This is a genomic window from Arthrobacter globiformis, assembly GCF_030818015.1.
In the GTDB taxonomy this organism is placed as follows: Bacteria; Actinomycetota; Actinomycetes; order Actinomycetales; family Micrococcaceae; genus Arthrobacter; species Arthrobacter globiformis_C.
On record NZ_JAUSZX010000001.1, the window covers coordinates 706,795 to 722,172 of the forward strand.

At 66.5% G+C, this 15,378-nt stretch carries 16 protein-coding genes; 12 read left to right on the plus strand and 4 right to left on the minus strand.

Annotated features, from left to right (window positions below; genetic code table 11):
- Positions 1-111 precede the first annotated feature (111 nt).
- Positions 112-303: a hypothetical protein gene (locus tag QFZ23_RS03275; protein WP_306920509.1), complete on the plus strand. Its 192-nt coding sequence runs from the start codon at positions 112-114 to the stop codon at positions 301-303.
- 63 nt (positions 304-366) lie between these two features.
- On the opposite strand, the gene QFZ23_RS03280 is transcribed toward QFZ23_RS03275, so the two are convergent.
- Positions 367-579 carry a dodecin gene (locus tag QFZ23_RS03280; protein ID WP_003799328.1) on the minus strand — a complete coding sequence of 71 codons (213 nt, stop codon included), beginning with the start codon at positions 577-579 and terminating at the stop codon, positions 367-369.
- Positions 580-654: 75 nt separating this feature from the next.
- Complete coding sequence (locus tag QFZ23_RS03285) at positions 655-1,356, minus strand: FadR/GntR family transcriptional regulator (protein WP_306920510.1); 702 nt, start codon at positions 1,354-1,356, stop codon at positions 655-657.
- A 157-nt stretch (positions 1,357-1,513) separates the two neighbouring features.
- On the opposite strand from QFZ23_RS03285, the gene QFZ23_RS03290 reads away from it, so the two are divergent.
- The 6 genes from QFZ23_RS03290 to QFZ23_RS03315 all read left to right on the plus strand — a co-directional run bounded on the left by QFZ23_RS03290 (position 1,514) and on the right by QFZ23_RS03315 (position 7,282).
- Entirely contained in the window at positions 1,514-2,989 is a 1,476-nt protein-coding gene (locus QFZ23_RS03290; RefSeq protein ID WP_306920511.1) for a four-carbon acid sugar kinase family protein, read from the plus strand.
- A gap of 70 nt (positions 2,990-3,059) precedes the next feature.
- A complete protein-coding gene (locus QFZ23_RS03295) occupies positions 3,060-3,968 on the plus strand; it encodes an NAD(P)-dependent oxidoreductase (protein ID WP_306920512.1) in 909 nt (302 codons plus the stop codon).
- Complete coding sequence (locus QFZ23_RS03300; RefSeq protein WP_306920513.1) at positions 3,968-4,930, plus strand: class II fructose-bisphosphate aldolase; 963 nt, start codon at positions 3,968-3,970, stop codon at positions 4,928-4,930. The genes QFZ23_RS03295 and QFZ23_RS03300 overlap by 1 nt, the downstream gene beginning before the upstream one ends.
- Before the next feature lie 51 nt (positions 4,931-4,981).
- Positions 4,982-6,295: an acyltransferase family protein gene (locus QFZ23_RS03305; RefSeq protein ID WP_306920514.1), complete on the plus strand. Its 1,314-nt coding sequence runs from the start codon at positions 4,982-4,984 to the stop codon at positions 6,293-6,295.
- The gene (locus QFZ23_RS03310) at positions 6,292-6,645 is read left to right on the plus strand and encodes a GNAT family N-acetyltransferase (protein ID WP_306920515.1); all 354 of its coding nucleotides are present in this window, start codon (positions 6,292-6,294) and stop codon (positions 6,643-6,645) included. The genes QFZ23_RS03305 and QFZ23_RS03310 overlap by 4 nt, the downstream gene beginning before the upstream one ends.
- A 340-nt stretch (positions 6,646-6,985) precedes the next feature.
- The gene (locus tag QFZ23_RS03315) at positions 6,986-7,282 is read left to right on the plus strand and encodes a hypothetical protein (RefSeq protein WP_306920516.1); all 297 of its coding nucleotides are present in this window, start codon (positions 6,986-6,988) and stop codon (positions 7,280-7,282) included.
- Between the two features lie 53 nt (positions 7,283-7,335).
- Here the strand turns inward: QFZ23_RS03315 and QFZ23_RS03320 are convergent, their stop codons facing one another.
- Complete coding sequence (locus QFZ23_RS03320; RefSeq protein WP_306920517.1) at positions 7,336-7,653, minus strand: hypothetical protein; 318 nt, start codon at positions 7,651-7,653, stop codon at positions 7,336-7,338.
- Positions 7,654-8,003: 350 nt separating this feature from the next.
- On the opposite strand from QFZ23_RS03320, the gene QFZ23_RS03325 reads away from it, so the two are divergent.
- From QFZ23_RS03325 to QFZ23_RS03345, 5 genes are read left to right on the plus strand one after another with little or no spacing between them, the layout of a single operon-like run.
- Complete coding sequence (locus QFZ23_RS03325; RefSeq protein WP_306920518.1) at positions 8,004-9,641, plus strand: pyridoxal phosphate-dependent decarboxylase family protein; 1,638 nt, start codon at positions 8,004-8,006, stop codon at positions 9,639-9,641.
- Entirely contained in the window at positions 9,638-11,005 is a 1,368-nt protein-coding gene (locus tag QFZ23_RS03330; protein ID WP_306920519.1) for a lysine N(6)-hydroxylase/L-ornithine N(5)-oxygenase family protein, read from the plus strand. Before QFZ23_RS03325 ends, QFZ23_RS03330 begins: the two co-directional genes overlap by 4 nt.
- Positions 11,002-11,583: a GNAT family N-acetyltransferase gene (locus tag QFZ23_RS03335; RefSeq protein WP_306920520.1), complete on the plus strand. Its 582-nt coding sequence runs from the start codon at positions 11,002-11,004 to the stop codon at positions 11,581-11,583. The genes QFZ23_RS03330 and QFZ23_RS03335 overlap by 4 nt, the downstream gene beginning before the upstream one ends.
- Positions 11,570-13,405: an IucA/IucC family protein gene (locus QFZ23_RS03340; RefSeq protein ID WP_306920521.1), complete on the plus strand. Its 1,836-nt coding sequence runs from the start codon at positions 11,570-11,572 to the stop codon at positions 13,403-13,405. The genes QFZ23_RS03335 and QFZ23_RS03340 overlap by 14 nt, the downstream gene beginning before the upstream one ends.
- A 54-nt stretch (positions 13,406-13,459) precedes the next feature.
- The gene (locus QFZ23_RS03345) at positions 13,460-14,263 is read left to right on the plus strand and encodes an SDR family NAD(P)-dependent oxidoreductase (RefSeq protein ID WP_306920522.1); all 804 of its coding nucleotides are present in this window, start codon (positions 13,460-13,462) and stop codon (positions 14,261-14,263) included.
- Here the strand turns inward: QFZ23_RS03345 and QFZ23_RS03350 are convergent.
- Positions 14,202-15,287 (minus strand): FUSC family protein, encoded by a 1,086-nt coding sequence (locus tag QFZ23_RS03350; protein WP_306920523.1) that lies wholly within the window; start codon positions 15,285-15,287, stop codon positions 14,202-14,204. The genes QFZ23_RS03345 and QFZ23_RS03350 overlap by 62 nt on opposite strands.
- Between the last annotated feature and the right edge of the window lie 91 nt (positions 15,288-15,378).

Consider the following 15,378-nt stretch of genomic DNA (forward strand, 5'->3'; position numbering starts at 1 on the left):
CCAGCCGGAGGGCGCGATTCTATCCATTCGTCCATTGGGTCGGTCTAGCGCGTTTCCTAGCCTTGGAGGAGAACTTCTCCCAGCCCTCCGACCCAAGGATGACCTTCAACGATGAAACGCATCGCATTGCTTCGGGAACGCTCCACACCCTCCGCTTTGACCGGAACCCACTGCCCGGCGTCGGGAATGTGGGCGCCCGTCGACTCGCCGGACGAGGCGCACGCCTTCTTTGAGGGACAGGTATTTCCCGCGTTCCGCGGGATCCCCACAGTGTGGCGCCGGAGCGCTACCGCCCAGGATTAAGCAAATGATGCGACGCTGGCTGAACGACAGCCGGCGCCGCATACTTGTTCCGCTACCGCGCAGTCAGTCCCGCTCCAGGCGGAAGCCGAGCTTGAGGGTGACCTGCCAGTCCGCCACCTGGCCGTTCTCGAGGTGACCGCGGATCTCCTTGACCTCGAACCAGTCCAGGTTGCGCAGGGTCTTTGCGGCGTCGGAAATACCGTTGCGGACGGCCGCGTCGACGCCCTCGGTCGAGGTTCCGACAATTTCAGAAATGCTGTAGGTGTTATTAGACATCTTCGCTCCTCGTGATCGCCATCGATACCCGGCTGCTGGCCGTTCCTGCAGAGTATCGGACGGGGCGTCCGCGGACTAGGCTTCCAGCACGTAGCTTCGGAGGTCGTCGAGGGTCTGCTGCATGTGGGCGTCCATGGCATTGCGTGCCTGCTGCGGATCGCGGGCAGCCAGGGCCTCGAAAATGTTCTGGTGGTGCCCGATCGCATGCTCCTGGATATCAGGCACCTTCGAGGTTTCGGTCCGCCCCTTTTCGAGAACGCGGTGCAGCGGTTCGAAGAGGACTGCCACGAAGACGTTCTCGGACGCATGCAGAATCTGGTCGTGGAAAGCCAGATCGGCAGCAACAAAGCTCGGCAGGTCATTGCGCTGGTGCGCCTTCTGCATGTCCGCCACGCAGTCCCGAAGGCCATCGAGTTCGTCGTCGGTGATGCGCTGAGCCGCCAGCTCGCAGGCGCCTGTTTCCAGCATTCGGCGCAACTCGATCAGTTGGACCGCGGCGGCCGACCCGTTCTGGCCCTCTGAGGCGGCCCGCAGCACTGCCTCGAGTGACGACCAGCGGTTCAGCGGGTTCACGAACGTACCGCGCCCCCGTTCCACGCTGAGGATACGCTGCGCCTCAAGGGTCTTCATCGCCTCCCGCACCGTCATGCGGCTGACGTCGTGGCGTGCGCTGAGTTCCAGTTCTCCCGGCACGCTGCTGCCCGGCGGAAACTCGCCGGAGATAATGCGGTCAAGGAGTTCGTCGGCGACGACGCCCACCAATGATTTGCGTGCCATTTCTTCCGTTCAGCGTGTGCGGCCTTTACAGCCGGGGATCTCTGCAAAAAGTGTACTTGCGCACGTGCTGTGCGTTATGCCACACTAGCATCAAAGGGCAGATGTCTGACATCTGACAAATCATCCGCAAGACAGTTTTAACACAACGGAGTGCACAGTGCCCCTCGAATCCGACGTTCTGGCCGCCTTTCCCGCCGAGCTCCAGATCCCTGCCCGGCAGGTCGCCGACGCTGTTGCGGCCACGGCCGCCACGTCCCCGCGCGTCCTCGTGGTGCTCGACGACGACCCCACCGGCACGCAGTCCGTGGCCGATCTCCCTGTGCTCACCCGCTGGGAAGTCGAGGACTTCCAGTGGGCCCTCCATCAGGGTAAGCCCGCCGTGTACGTACTGACGAACACCCGCAGCCTCGATCCCGATGAAGCGGCCGCACGCAACGAAGAGGTGGTCCGCAACGCCCTGGCCGCTTCCCGCGACGGCGAGGGCGAGATAGACCTCGGCTTTGTGAGCCGCAGCGACTCGACCCTCCGCGGTCACTTCCCCCTGGAGCCGGACGTCATCGCCGCCACCGTGGCGGCCGAAAGCGGAGAGGCTACCGACGGCGTCGTGATGGTTCCCGCATTTCCCGACGCCGGCCGCATCACCATTGGAGGTGTCCACTACACGCGCGGACCGGAGGCCGGCCAGCTGACCCCCGTTGCCGAGACCGAATTCGCCAAGGACGCCACCTTCGGCTTCGCCAATTCCGAGATGGCCAAGTACGTGGAAGAGAAGTCGCAGGGCCGGTTTGCCGCAGACTCCGTGATCGTGCTGGACCTGAACATCATCCGCGCCGGTTCCGCCACTGGGGAGGCTGAGGTGTCGGCCAAGGCAATTGCTGACGCCATCGAGCCGGCCACACAGTCCACGCCCATCGTGGTGGACATCGTCACGGAAAACGACCTGCGCGCCCTGGCGCTGGGACTGGAGGAGGCCGAGCGCCGCGGCAAGAAGCTGCTCTACCGGGTTGGCCCGCCGTTCATGCGCGCCCGGATCGGCCAGGACACTCGGCCCGAGCTCAGCGGCGAGGAAGCCTACGCGGGCAACACCCCGTCCGAAGCCGGCGGCCTGATCGTGGTCGGTTCGCATGTGGGCGTAACCACCAGGCAGCTCAAGGTGCTTACCGACCGGCACAGCAGTGCGCGCATTGTGGAGATCGACGTCGAAAAGCTCCTGGGCGAGGATGCAGCCGGCTACCTCGACCAGACGGTGGATGCCGTCGTGGAGGCACTGCGCAGCGGTGACGTCATCGTCCACACGAGCCGACTGCTCATCAAGACCGATAACCCGGCCGAAAGCCTGAGGATCGCGCGCACCGTGTCCGCCGCAGTCGTCGCCGTGGTCAACCGGACGCTGAAGACCTTCCCGCCGCGGTTCGTCATCGCCAAGGGCGGCATCACGTCCTCGGATGTTGCCGCGCACGGGCTGGAGATCCGGCACGCGATCGTCCGCGGGCCCATGCTGCCCGGCATTGTGAGCCTCTGGGAGCCGGTTGACGGCCCGGCCAAGGGGATCCCGTACATCGTTTTTGCCGGCAACGTCGGTGATGACGAGTCGCTCGCCCAGGTCACCAGCAAGCTCAGCAACACGTTCTAGTCCCCACCGGGGCCCTCGCCGGCGTGGGCCCCGGCTTCCCGCACCAATGCCACTTTCACTGGAGAACACCATGACCTCGAATTACAAAGTCACCGTCCTCGGCCTGGGCGCCATGGGCCTGCCCATGGCTACCCGCCTCGCCAGCCAGCTGACCGTCCACGGGTTCGACATCGCCGAACCGCGCCTGCGCCTCGCCGAAGAAGCCGGTGTGAAGACCTTCGCTTCCGCACGGGACGCTGCCCAGGATACGGACGCCCTGCTTCTTGCCGTGCGCAACAGCGCACAGCTCCACGATGTCCTGTTCGGCGGGAACGGCGTGGCCTCGGTACTGAAGCCGGGCGCCGTCGTCATCCTGACCAGCACCGTGGGCACTGAAGCAATTCCGTCCACCGTTGCGCGCCTGGCGGAGTTCGGCGTCGGTCTCGTGGACGCCCCGCTGTCCGGCGGCCCGAAGCGTGCAGGCGAGGGCGACCTGCTGATCGTCGTTGGAGCCGAACCCAAGGCGCTGGCATCGGCGCGTCCGGTCCTGGAGCTGCTCGCCTCCACCCTGACCGTGGTGGGCGACAAACCCGGTGACGGGCAGGCGCTGAAGACCGTCAACCAGCTGCTGTGCGGCATCCACATCGCCGCCGCCGCTGAAGCAATGGCACTGGCCGACGCCCTGGGCCTGGACCAGGGGAAGACCCTGGCCGCCCTGGAGGCCGGCGCCGCCGGCTCCTTCATGCTCTCCAACCGCGGACCTCGCATCCTGGAGGCCTACACCGACGAAGGCGCCGAGGTGCTCAGCCGCCTGGACATCTTCGTCAAGGACATGGGCATCGTGGGCAAGGCCACGCGCAGTGCTGGCCTGGCGACCCCCGTTGCCGCCGCCGCCGAGCAGCTGTACCTGCTGGGCCAGGCCCACGGGCTGGCCGCCGCTGACGACTCCGCCGTCATCAAGGTAGTTGCCCCCACCAAGCGCACCGTCGGAGAAGGCTGATGCGGGCACAACTCGACGGGCTGGTGGTGTCCGCCCTCAAACGGGGGTCGGCCGTGCCGGCGTTCACCTGCTACGACTTCACCACGGCTCTGGCGGTGGTGAGCGCCGCTGAGGAAGCTAAGCGCGGCGTCATCCTGCTGGTGGCGCCCAAGACCGCCGCAACAGCCAACGGGCTGAGGCTCATCTCCGCGCTCCGGGGCCTTGCCGACGACGCCTCCGTGCCGGTTGCCGTTCAGTTGGACCACGCCACCGACCTGGATGTCATCGCCGCCGCCGTCGCGGCCGGGGCGGACTCCGTCCTTGCAGACGGCTCGGCACTTCCCTATGAAGACAACATCGCGCTGGTTTGTGCAGTGCGTTCAGCGCTCGAGGGGCAAGGTCATGCGGGCGTGGTCCTGGAGGCTGAACTCGGCGGCCTGGCCGGCGACGAAGACAAGGCCTTCGGCGCGGACGGCGACGGGGCGGGCAACGAGGTTGCCGGCCTGACCGACTCCGCCCAGGTGGAGGACTTCGCGGCACGGACGGGCGCGCAGTTGCTCGCGGTGGCCGTGGGCAACGTCCACGGGAAGTACAAGGGTGAGCCGCGGCTGCGCTGGGACGTCCTGCAGGATATTGCCGTGCGCACCCACATCCCGCTGGTGCTTCATGGCGCCTCGGGCATTCCGGCGGATGAACTGGCGAAGGCGCCCGCCATGAACGTGGGCAAGGTCAACTTCAACACCGAACTCCGCACCGGCGTCCTAGCCACGCTCGAGGATCAGCTTCCGGCGCACCGGGCCGACGGCGAGAATTTGCAGGGGCTCCTGGCCCGGTGGAACGGCGCGGCGAAGGACTTCGGCACGAGCGCGCTCGCGATCCTCAGCCGCCGACGGGGCTCTTGTACACAAATCGCGAGTTCGCGGGGCCTTCAGAGGCCAACAAGTGTACAAAAACTCCAGGCCGCCACATGTGGGGCAAGTTAGCGCACAATGGAAACTACAACTACGTAAAGCGAGTTCCAGTGGTGGGGCGCCATGAAGAATTCCACGGAGCCGGCGGCGGCAACGGACATTGCCGCGACCGCCCGCGACCCGGCCATCGATCTCGCGCGCTTTATCTGCCTCGCCCTTGTGGTGGTGGGGCACTGCATGATGACCAGCCCGGTACTGCACCCCGACGGCACTGTCACCACCGAAAACACCCTGGCCGAGCAGGACTGGTTCGAACCGGTCATCTGGGTCTTCATGGTGATGCCGCTGTTCTTTGTGGCCGGGGGCATCACGGGGGCGCAGTCCTGGCGGCGCATGCAGGCGCGCGGCGGCAGCGGCTTTGAGTTCGTCCAGTCCCGGCTGCTGCGCCTGGTCCGCCCGGCCGCAGCCCTGCTGGCGGTAATGTTCGTTGGCCTGTGGGGTGCGCTGCTGGCCGGTGTGGATCAGCAGGTGGTGCAGCTGCTGGCCAGCGGTGCGGGGATGCCACTGTGGTTCCTCGCGGCCTATCTGGCGGCCCAGCTGAACATACCGCATCTGGTGAGGCTGCACCGGCGTGCGCCGTGGCTGACGCTCCTGGGGCTGGTGGCGCTCGTGGTGACTGTGGACTGCTTCCGCGGTGCTTTCCCGACGCTCGCCTACGTCAACGTGGTGTTCGTGTGGTGCGCGGTGCAGCAGCTCGGGTTCTTTATGGCCGATGGCTGGCTGGACCGGTGGAGCAGGTCACAGCTGGTGGGGCTGATCGCCGCCAGCAACCTGCTGATGGTCGTCCTGGTAGTGCTGGGCCTGTACCGGGACAACATGCTGGTGAACCTGAATCCGCCCAACCTCAGCCTGGTCCTGCTGGGCATCTCGCAGGCGGCGGTGCTGCAGCTCGCCCGGCCCTTGTTGAACGCACTCGCCGCCGTGCGCTGGATCCGTGCCGTGGTGGGTATTGCCGGGCGCCACGCCATGACGGTCTACCTCTGGCACTTGCCGCTGCTGGCCGCCATGACCGGGCTGCTTCTGTTGACCGACTTTCCCAAACCCGCCTCGGGCACCGCCGAATGGTGGTGGTCGCGCCCGCTTGTTTTCCTCGGCGTGGTCTTCCTCCTGCTGCCCGCGGTTCTCCTGTTCGGGCGGCTTGAGGAACGGCCGACGCCGGCCATGCACTCACGCGGCCGGGCACCGGCGGCCGTGGTGACCGCCGTCGTCGTGGTTTTTGTCCCGGTGGCTGACGCCGCCGTCAACGGCCTGGCGCTGGGACTCCTTGGCGGCGGTGCCGCCTGCTTTGCGATGGCCGTGCTGCTGCTGGGGCGCGTTCCCGCCCGAGGCGCTCGACCATTGCCAGCACAGCCATTAAGTGCCAATGTCGAACCATGACGGACAACACGGCAGTTACCGAGGACCATTTCACCGCGGACGTCACCACCTTCCGGAACGATGCGCTCCACCGCTACGAACTCCACGTGGGCGGGAAGCTGGCGGTGGAAGTCAGGTTCGAAGACAAGCCTGGGCACGTGGATTTCATCCACACCCAGACGTCCGAGCAGTTCCAGGGCCACGGCCTGGCCAAGGTGCTCATCCACTTTGCCCTCGACGATGTTGTGGCGTCGGGTAAACGGATCATTCCACATTGCCCGTTTACCGCCCGCTACCTGCGCAAACATGAGGTGTACACGCAGTGCATCGACTGGCCTGAGGCGGCCGCGCCCAAGCTTCTCGGCACCTGAAGTGCGCCACAAACCGGCGGCGCCCCGCGCCGAGGGCTAGTCCGGCGGACCTTCGGCCTCCCGCATCCCTGGGCTGAGCCGCGGCAGCGAGCCGTGATACTTGTGCCCGGCGATACTTGTGACCGGGGAGACATTTCCGTACGATCGGGCAGGGCTATGCAGTTGGCCTTCGGACTCTCTTTCTGGGGATCTCTTTGAAACAAAAACTGCGTGTGCCGGTGCGGGTTGAGTGTCCCCGGCACGTTACTCCGGACTTTCGCGAGCCTTCCTGTCTGGCCCCGGCGGGGGCGATGCGATGACTGACGGGGCGTCGACTGAGCCGGCGACGAGCGACGAGAGCATGACTGACGATGTTGCGGCTGGTGCCATGACGGACGGGGAAGTGCGCCGCCACTTGGAGGGATGCCTGAACGAGGCCGTGGACCCGGCTGCAACCCTCGCTGCGGAGCCGGACGCGGAGCTGGCCCGGCTGGCGGACGTACTGTTCCGGCATTTGGACACGCCCAGCCCTGCCTTCGGGGCCCGCTTCTGGTACGTCCAGGTCACCGAGGAACTCAGGCTGCGCCGCGTTCGCTCGTCCCGCGCGGCCGGCGTCGCTCCGGAGGACCCGGTCGCAAGCGAGGTCCCCGCGGGGTAGGTGCGCTGTGTTGGGCGCGGGTGCTTAAGTGTCCGTTCGCGCTTGGTGGGGGATTACGACGGCGGGGGTTGCTTGGCGCGGTTCCGTTGCCATTGTGCTGCGTGCCAGAAAAGAAGGCCCAGGGCTCCCACGAGACCGGCGAACAGGATCTGCGGCGCGAACGTGATCCACATGTAGCTCACGGGCATGACCTGCGGTTCGGTGCCCGAGTTCAGTGATTCCTGCGCGAGCGTGAAGACGCCGAACGGCGACGCCAGCAGAACCGCCACTAGCGCCCACAGCGCAACGATGAATGGGTTCACCGACAGACGGCGCCGCTGCCCGAAGTCCGCTGCCTCGTAGGGCGCGAACCCTGGTTGTTCTGGCCCCACGGTTGGCTGCCCCTGCGAATCCACTTCCCGAAAATTTATCGGATCATGCTCACTGCCGGACATGTCCCCCTGCTCCCTGCTGTGGTCGACGCCTCGTGCAGAAACTCTACTCCGCGCCATCCCACCGTGTCCCGGTGGGCGCCGCGCCCTGTCCCGGTGGGCATTATGGGCATTTCGGCTGCGCCGGGAAAGTCAATGACCCCGGTAACGGCAAAAATCCCCGACAAGTCGAGGCTCGATCGAATTACATCATAGAAGTTTGACTAAAAGGCTTACCTAAGTAAGGCTGTCCTTGCTTGGTGCTTCGCTGTTGGTGCCTGGCGCATATCACGCCGAAAAAAGGATGACCTATGACGCTGCTGCCGGACGTGGACGAACCACGCGTGGACTTCGAAGCCGGAACTGGCCCGCACGCCCAAAACACGCCTGCCCAAGGCACTTCCGGGCTGGACTTCGGGTCCGGTGTGGAACTCGCCCTCGCCGCCAGCAACCAGCTGTTCAACGCCCGGAATGCGCCGCGCTACGTGGCCCAGGTGCTGCAGGGTGTCAATACCGTGGCCACCAAACTCGAGCGCACCTCGCAGCCGTTCACCGGCGTCGGCCCGGCGGAGATGAAGCGCCGCGTCGAGGCAGTGGACCTGGAGCGGCCGTTGCCGGACACAGCGGCTGCACTGGAGGAACTCCAGCACACCTACCTGCGCGACGCCGTGTACTTCCATGACGCAAAGTACGCCGCCCATCTGAACTGCCCCGTGGTTATTCCCGCCCTCGTGGGGGAGGCGGTGCTCTCGGCCGTGAACTCGTCGATGGATACGTGGGACCAGAGCGCAGGTGCGACGATGATCGAGCGGCGCCTCATCGACTGGACCGCCGAGCGGCTTGGCCTGGGCAACACGGCCGACGGCGTGTTCACGTCCGGCGGCAGCCAGTCCAACCTGCAGGCGCTGCTCATAGCCCGCAACCACGCGGTGGCCCGACTGCGGCAGGATCCGGCCAACGAGGGGCTGCGTCTGCCGCTTCTGCTGGAGAAGCTGCGGATCTTCACCTCGGTGGACAGCCACTTCAGCATCCAGAAGTCGGCCTCCATGCTGGGGCTGGGGTTCGACGCCGTCGTGTCCGTCGCCTGCGCGGCGGACCACCGGATGGATCCGGCCGCCCTGGCCAGCGCCCTGGCCACGGCCCATAGCGACGGCCTGGTTCCCATGGCGGTTGTGGGTACGGCCGGGACCACTGACTTCGGCGCCGTGGATCCGCTGGCCGACCTGGCTGCCCTCGCCGGAGCCTACGGTGCATGGTTTCATGTTGACGCCGCATACGGCGGCGGGCTCATGGTCTCCAACCGCCACCGCCATCTCCTCGACGGCATCGGGCTGGCGGACTCGGTCACCGTGGACTTCCACAAGACCTTCTTCCAGCCTGTCAGTTCCAGCGCGCTGCTGGTGCGCGAGGGCGCAATGCTGCGCCACGTCACGTACTACGCCGACTACCTGAACCCGGAAACGGCGGCGCGAGCCGAGATCCCCAACCAGGTGGACAAGAGCATCCAGACCACACGCCGGTTCGACGCCCTCAAGCTGTGGCTGACGCTCCGGATCATGGGCGCCAACGCCGTGGGCGCGCTGCTCGACGAGGCGATTGACCTGGCTGCCCGCGTGAGTTCGGTTCTCGCGGCAGACAATGACTTCGAACTGGCGGCCGGGCCCCAGCTGAGCACGCTCGTTTTCCGGTACCGGCCGCTCACCGCAGACGGGACACGGCTGTCGGAGGACGCTGCCGACGAGCTAAACCCGGCCATCCGCTCGGCCGTGTTCGAGTCCGGCCAGGCCGTCGTGGCGGGTACGAAGGTCGCCGGACGGCACTACCTGAAATTCACGCTCCTCAACGCCGAGGCAACGCTCGAGGATATCGGCGAGATCATCGCCCTGCTTCGAAGCTCGGGCGAGAGCCTGCTCGCCGGCTCGGCCGCACGGACGGAGGCACACGCATGAGCACGGCATCGCTTAGGACCTCAGGCGCAGGCCGCGTTTACGATTTCGCCGGCATCGGCGTCGGGCCCTTCAACCTTGGGCTCGCCGCGCTGAGCGAGCCGATCGAGGGCCTGGACGGAGTGTTCCTCGAACGCCGGGAATCCTTCGACTGGCACCCGGGCATGATGTTGGAGCCGGCCCACCTGCAGGTACCGTTCATGGCGGATCTCGTGACCCTGGCGGATCCGACATCACCGTACTCCTTCCTGAACTTCCTCAAGCAGACCGGCCGGCTCTACCGCTTCTACATCCGCGAAAACTTCTACCCGCTGCGGGCCGAGTACAACCAGTACTGCCAGTGGGTGGCCGGCCAGTTGCCGTCGGTGCGGTTTGGCGCGGAGGTGGCCGACGTGACGTACGACGACGGCGTGTACACGCTTTCGGTCGACGGCCCCGCGGGGCCGGAGGTGCTTCGTGCACGCCGGCTGGTGCTCGGCACCGGAACATCGCCCTATGTTCCGGAGGCATGCCGCGGGATTCTGGGGGCTGGGGGACCGGTCCTTCACAACGCGGATTACCTGGCGCGGAAAAGCGAACTCCAGCAGCGGCGGAGCATCACCATCGTCGGCAGCGGACAGAGCGCGGCGGAGATCTACTACGAGCTGCTTCAGGACATCGACGTGTATGGGTACCGGCTCAGCTGGGTCACCCGCTCGGGCAGGTTCTTCCCGCTGGAGTACACCAAGCTCACCCTTGAGATGACCTCGCCGGAGTACGTCGACTATTTCCACGGGCTTCCGCAGGAGCGCCGCGACTCGCTCATCAGGAGCCAGAAGAACCTCTACAAGGGCATCAACTCCGAGCTCATCGACTCCATCTACGACCTCCTGTACACCAAGAGCCTCTCCGGCATGGTGGACACCCGGCTGCTGACGCATTCCGCCGTGACCGGTGCCAGCTGGAACGGCTCCACCGGGTCCCACACGCTGGAGCTGTCCCACGGGGAGCAGGGCGCGGACTATTCGCTGCAGACGGAAGCGGTGGTCCTGGCCACCGGATACGCCTACCGCGAGCCGGAGTTCCTGGCTGGCGTTCAGGAGCGGATTGCCCGGGACAGCGCCGGAAGGTTCGCTGTCCAGCGCAACTACAGCACCGGCGTCGAACCCAGCGAAATATTCGTGCAGAACGCCGAACTCCACACCCACGGCTTCGTCACGCCGGACCTCGGCATGGCCGCCTACCGGAACTCCTGCATCATCCGGGACATCCTGGGCCGCGAGGTCTATCCGGTGGAGCGCAGCATTGCCTTCCAGGAGTTCGGCGTGCCGCCGGCGGATGCCGCTGTGCCGGCTGGAGTAACTGCGCAGGCGGAGGTGCCCGCATGAGCTTCACTTTCCGCTGCCTTGACGCCCAAGGGGACGCACTGCTCCTCCACAGCTGGGTCACCCGCCCGTACGCCTCCTTCTGGGGGATGTTGGATGCGTCAGTCGAGGACATCATGGAGGAGTACTCCAAAATCCAGTCCAGCGGACACCACCACGCGCTGCTGGGGATCGAGGACGGCGTCCCGGCCTTCCTGATGGAGGAGTACCTGCCGGCGTCGTCGACGCTCAACCGCGTCTACACCGTCCAGCCCGGCGATATCGGCATGCACCTGCTGGTCGCCCCGCCACAGGGAATGCCGCGTCCGGGGTTCACGGCCGACGTCATGGAGTCGGTCCTGGACCGGCTCTTCCAAAAGCCCGGCGTGGAGCGCGTGGTGGTGGAGCCCGACGCCCGCAACACCAAGATCCACGTCCTCAACGCGCGGCTGGGCTTTGAGCCCGCCGGCGAGGTGACCCTTCCGGACAAACAAGCCCTTCTGAGCTTCTGCACGCGCGAATCATTCCACTCTGCCCGCGCCGCCCGTACGTCAACCCCGAAACGCCAATCAACGCAGGAGCATCACTGTGACCACCCTTGAATTTGAATCTGTCCTGACCGCAGGCAATGCGGTTCCCCACCTCACGCCGGAACGCTGGGCCGCTGCCAGCCGGCACCTGGTCCGCAAGGCGCTCGCCGAGTTCTCGCACGAGCGGATCCTCGTCCCGGAACCGATCGGAAACGGCATCGGCGGGTACCGGGTCCGCAGCGACGACGGCGCCGTTGAGTACCGCTTCTCCGCCCGGATCCTGCAGCTGGACCACTGGTCCGTCGACGCATGCTCTATTACCTGCCGCCGTGACGGGCAGGACGCCCCGCTGGATGCGCTCCGGTTCATCACCGAATTCTCCGGCACCCTGGGCATCCGCCAGGAAATGCTCCCGGTTTACCTCGAGGAGATCGGCAGCACGCTCTCCAGCCACGCGTTCAAGCAGTGGATGGGCCAGCCGTCGTCGGCCGAACTGGCTGCCGGCGTGACCCGCGGAGCGGACCCAGCCACGGACTTCCAGACGATTGAACGCAGCATGACCGAGGGGCACCCGTGCTTTGTGGCCAACAACGGACGGCTGGGCTTCGGAATGGGCGACTACTGTGCCTTTGCCCCGGAGGCAGGAGCCCCGGTGCAGCTGGAATGGATCGCGGTGCACAGCAGCAAGGCGGTCTTCACGTCCAGCCAGGGGCTCGAGTACGCCGCCCACCTGGAAGCCGAACTGGGGGCAGGCACCCTGGCTTTCTTTGACGCCGAGCTCGGTGCCCTTGGCCTGGACCCTGCCCAGTACTTCCTGATGCCGGTGCATCCGTGGCAGTGGGAGAACAAGCTGACGGTCACGTTCGCGGCCGAAGTCGCCCAGCGGCACATCGTCCACCTCGGAATCGGGGCCGACAGCTATCAGGCCCAGCAGTCCATCCGCACGTTTTTCAACACCACCGCACCGGAGAAAACGTACGTCAAGACTGCCATGTCGGTGCTCAACATGGGGTTCATGCGCGGGCTGTCGCCGCAGTACATGAAGGCGACTCCGGCGATCAATGACTGGCTTCAGGACCTGATCGCCGGTGACGAGGCGCTGCAGGGCCGCGGGCTCGCCATGATCCGCGAAGTGGCGGCCATCGGCTACCACAACGGCTACTACGAGGCAGCCGCCACGAAGGGCTCGCCGTACCGCAAGATGCTCTCTGCCCTGTGGCGGGAGAGCCCGATGCCGTTGCTCAAGGACGGCCAGCAGCTAGCCACCATGGCCTCGCTCCTGCACGTCGACGCCGCGGGCAAACCCATGGTGTCCGCGCTGATCGAGCAGTCCGGGATGGAACCGGGCACCTGGCTGCGGCAGTACTTCGAGGCGTACCTCATCCCGCTGGTGCACTGCCTGTACCGGTACGAGCTGGCGTTCATGCCCCACGGCGAGAACGTGATCCTGGTCCTCGAGAACGGCGTGCCGGTCCGCGCCGTCATGAAGGACATCGCCGAGGAGATCGTGGTGATGGGGGACAGGCTTGACCTGCCCGAATCGGTGTCCCGCATCAAGGTGGACATTCCCGACGGAGACAAGGTCCTGTCGATCTTCACCGATGTGTTTGACTGCATCTTCCGCTTCCTCGCCGCCCTCCTGGAGGAAGACGGCGTGCTCAGCGGCGAGGAGTTCTGGCGCACCGCGGCGGCAGCGGTTCGCGGCTACCAGGCGGAGCACCCGGAACTCGCCGACCAGTTTGCCCACCACGATTTGTTCGCCCCGGACTTCGAACTCTCGTGCCTGAACCGGCTGCAGCTGCGCAACAACCAGCAGATGCTGGATCTGGCCGACCCGTCCGGGGGCCTGCAGAAGGCGGGAAGGCTCGCCAATCCGCTGGCCAAATTCGCCTGAACTCCGCCATCAGGCAAGGCTGATCCATCGGTGCTCCGGGGCTAGGCTGTTGGCATGACGCCGAACACCGCCAGACCCACAGCCCTCGTCACCGGCGCCACCGCGGGACTGGGCGCCGAATTTGCCCGCCAGCTTGCCGAAAAGGGAAACAACCTGGTGCTCGTGGCGCGCGATACGGCACGGCTGCAGGCCACAGCGGACGAGCTGCAGCGGCGGTACGGAACCACGGCTGAGGTGCTGACCGCTGACCTGACCGACGACGGCGGCGTGGCCGCCGTCGTCGGGCGCCTTTCCGACCCCTCACGGCCGGTGGACATGCTGGTGAACAACGCCGGAATCGGGCTGCTGCACAACTTTGACGAGAACCCCATCGAGGACGAGAGGAAGCACCTGAAGCTGCACGTGCAGACGGCCATGGAGCTCTGCCATGCCGCCCTTCAAGGCATGCTGGCCCGCGGTTCCGGCCGCATCATCAACGTGGCCAGTGTGGCGGCTTTCCTTCCCCGCGGTTCCTACTCGGCGGCGAAGGCCTGGCTGCTCAGCTTCAGCCGCTGGGCGAACCTTGCCTACTCACCCCGGGGCGTGAAGGTGACCGCCGTCTGCCCCGGATTTGTCCACACCGAGTTCCATGACCGGATGGGGATGGACAAGTCCGTGGCCCCGGGCTGGACGTGGCTGCGGCCGGGGCGCGTGGTCCGGGAAGCGCTTACGGACAATGAGCGCGGGAAGGCTGTTTCCATCCCGACCAAGCGCTACAAGGTGTTGGCCGCCGTTGCCCGGGTGGTGCCGGACAGGTTTACGGCCGGGCCGCCGCGCCGGCCGCAGGAGCCGGGCGTCGGCTCCGGCGCGGGCGGATAAGCACCACCACGAGGATTCCGACGCCGGCCCCCACCACGGTTTCGACGGCGCGTTCGACTATGAGCACCTGCGGGTCCGCCGGCGCCGCCAACTGGGTCATGAGCAGGATCACCGGAGTGAACCAGACCATCGCCAGCCCGTAGTGCCGGGTCATGAACAGCTCGGTGCCGAACTGGAAGACGATCACCAGCAGGGCCAGCACCGCGGCCTCCAATCCCGGGAAGAAGTGCAGCGGAGCCCATGGCCCCGGCATAAGTACGACGGCGACCAGCACCAGCCCGAGGAACGTCCCCATGATCCTGTGGATCCCGCGGTGGACGCTGCTGGGCAGGTCAGCGCCCGCAAGGGGAACCGCAGCGGCCGCCATCGCCCAGTGCGGGTGGCCGCTTCCGGTCAGGACGCCGATGGTGCCGGCGGCGCCGACAGCCAGCACGTAGCGGGAAGCGTGAAGGGCTGCCCGGCGGCGCATCGCTCCCCGCAGCCGGGCGGACGGCCGCGCCGCGCCGGGGCTCCAGGCCCTGCCGCGGACCCAGCCGCCGAATCCCACGAGCAGCGAGAAGGCGGCGGACCCGGCGGCGATGAGCAACGCAACGTACCAAGGTACGGCGGCGGGAACCGATGCGCAGGCTCCCAGGGCAAGGATCCCGAAGAAGGGGCCGTTGGGCCGGAGATGGACCTTGTCCGAATAGACGGAACCTGCGCCGGCCAGAAGGGCTTCGATGCCAACGAGCCACCATGAGTGCAGGCCGTTGACCGAGAGGAACACACCCACGGTCACGCCCGAAAGCAGGACCAGTGCCGCCTGGAGCTGGTGCTTGAGGCGGAGCTGGTGCGGTTCCGAGCGGCCGTACATGCCGGTGAGCGCTCCGAACACGGCGTAAATGGTGAGCTCCGGCCGGCCGGCGAGCAAAAGGAGGAGGGAGGGGACGGCCACGCTGATGGCAACACGCCATGCGGAGAGGTGGTCGTTGTTGGCGGGGCCCAGGCTGTGGAGCTGCCGCAGGTGGTGCACTACAGACTGCACCGGCACGACCCCCTTCACCCTACGAAGGTAGCACCGCCGCAAAGATCTCACCGCGGGCTACGTCACAAAGTGAGGCAGGCAACAGGGCCGG

Bases quoted from the DNA above. Each gene is read 5' to 3' on its own strand.
- QFZ23_RS03285 (WP_306920510.1), bottom strand. From the start codon at position 1,356: ATGGCACGCAAATCATTGGTGGGCGTCGTCGCCGACGAACTCCTTGAC.
- QFZ23_RS03280 (WP_003799328.1), bottom strand. From the start codon at position 579: ATGTCTAATAACACCTACAGCATTTCTGAAATTGTCGGAACCTCGACC.
- QFZ23_RS03335 (WP_306920520.1), top strand. From the start codon at position 11,002: ATGAGCTTCACTTTCCGCTGCCTTGACGCCCAAGGGGACGCACTGCTC.
- QFZ23_RS03345 (WP_306920522.1), top strand. From the start codon at position 13,460: ATGACGCCGAACACCGCCAGACCCACAGCCCTCGTCACCGGCGCCACC.
- QFZ23_RS03325 (WP_306920518.1), top strand. From the start codon at position 8,004: ATGACGCTGCTGCCGGACGTGGACGAACCACGCGTGGACTTCGAAGCC.
- QFZ23_RS03330 (WP_306920519.1), top strand. From the start codon at position 9,638: ATGAGCACGGCATCGCTTAGGACCTCAGGCGCAGGCCGCGTTTACGAT.
- QFZ23_RS03275 (WP_306920509.1), top strand. From the start codon at position 112: ATGAAACGCATCGCATTGCTTCGGGAACGCTCCACACCCTCCGCTTTG.
- QFZ23_RS03315 (WP_306920516.1), top strand. From the start codon at position 6,986: ATGACTGACGATGTTGCGGCTGGTGCCATGACGGACGGGGAAGTGCGC.
- QFZ23_RS03310 (WP_306920515.1), top strand. From the start codon at position 6,292: ATGACGGACAACACGGCAGTTACCGAGGACCATTTCACCGCGGACGTC.
- QFZ23_RS03305 (WP_306920514.1), top strand. From the start codon at position 4,982: ATGAAGAATTCCACGGAGCCGGCGGCGGCAACGGACATTGCCGCGACC.
- QFZ23_RS03300 (WP_306920513.1), top strand. From the start codon at position 3,968: ATGCGGGCACAACTCGACGGGCTGGTGGTGTCCGCCCTCAAACGGGGG.
- QFZ23_RS03295 (WP_306920512.1), top strand. From the start codon at position 3,060: ATGACCTCGAATTACAAAGTCACCGTCCTCGGCCTGGGCGCCATGGGC.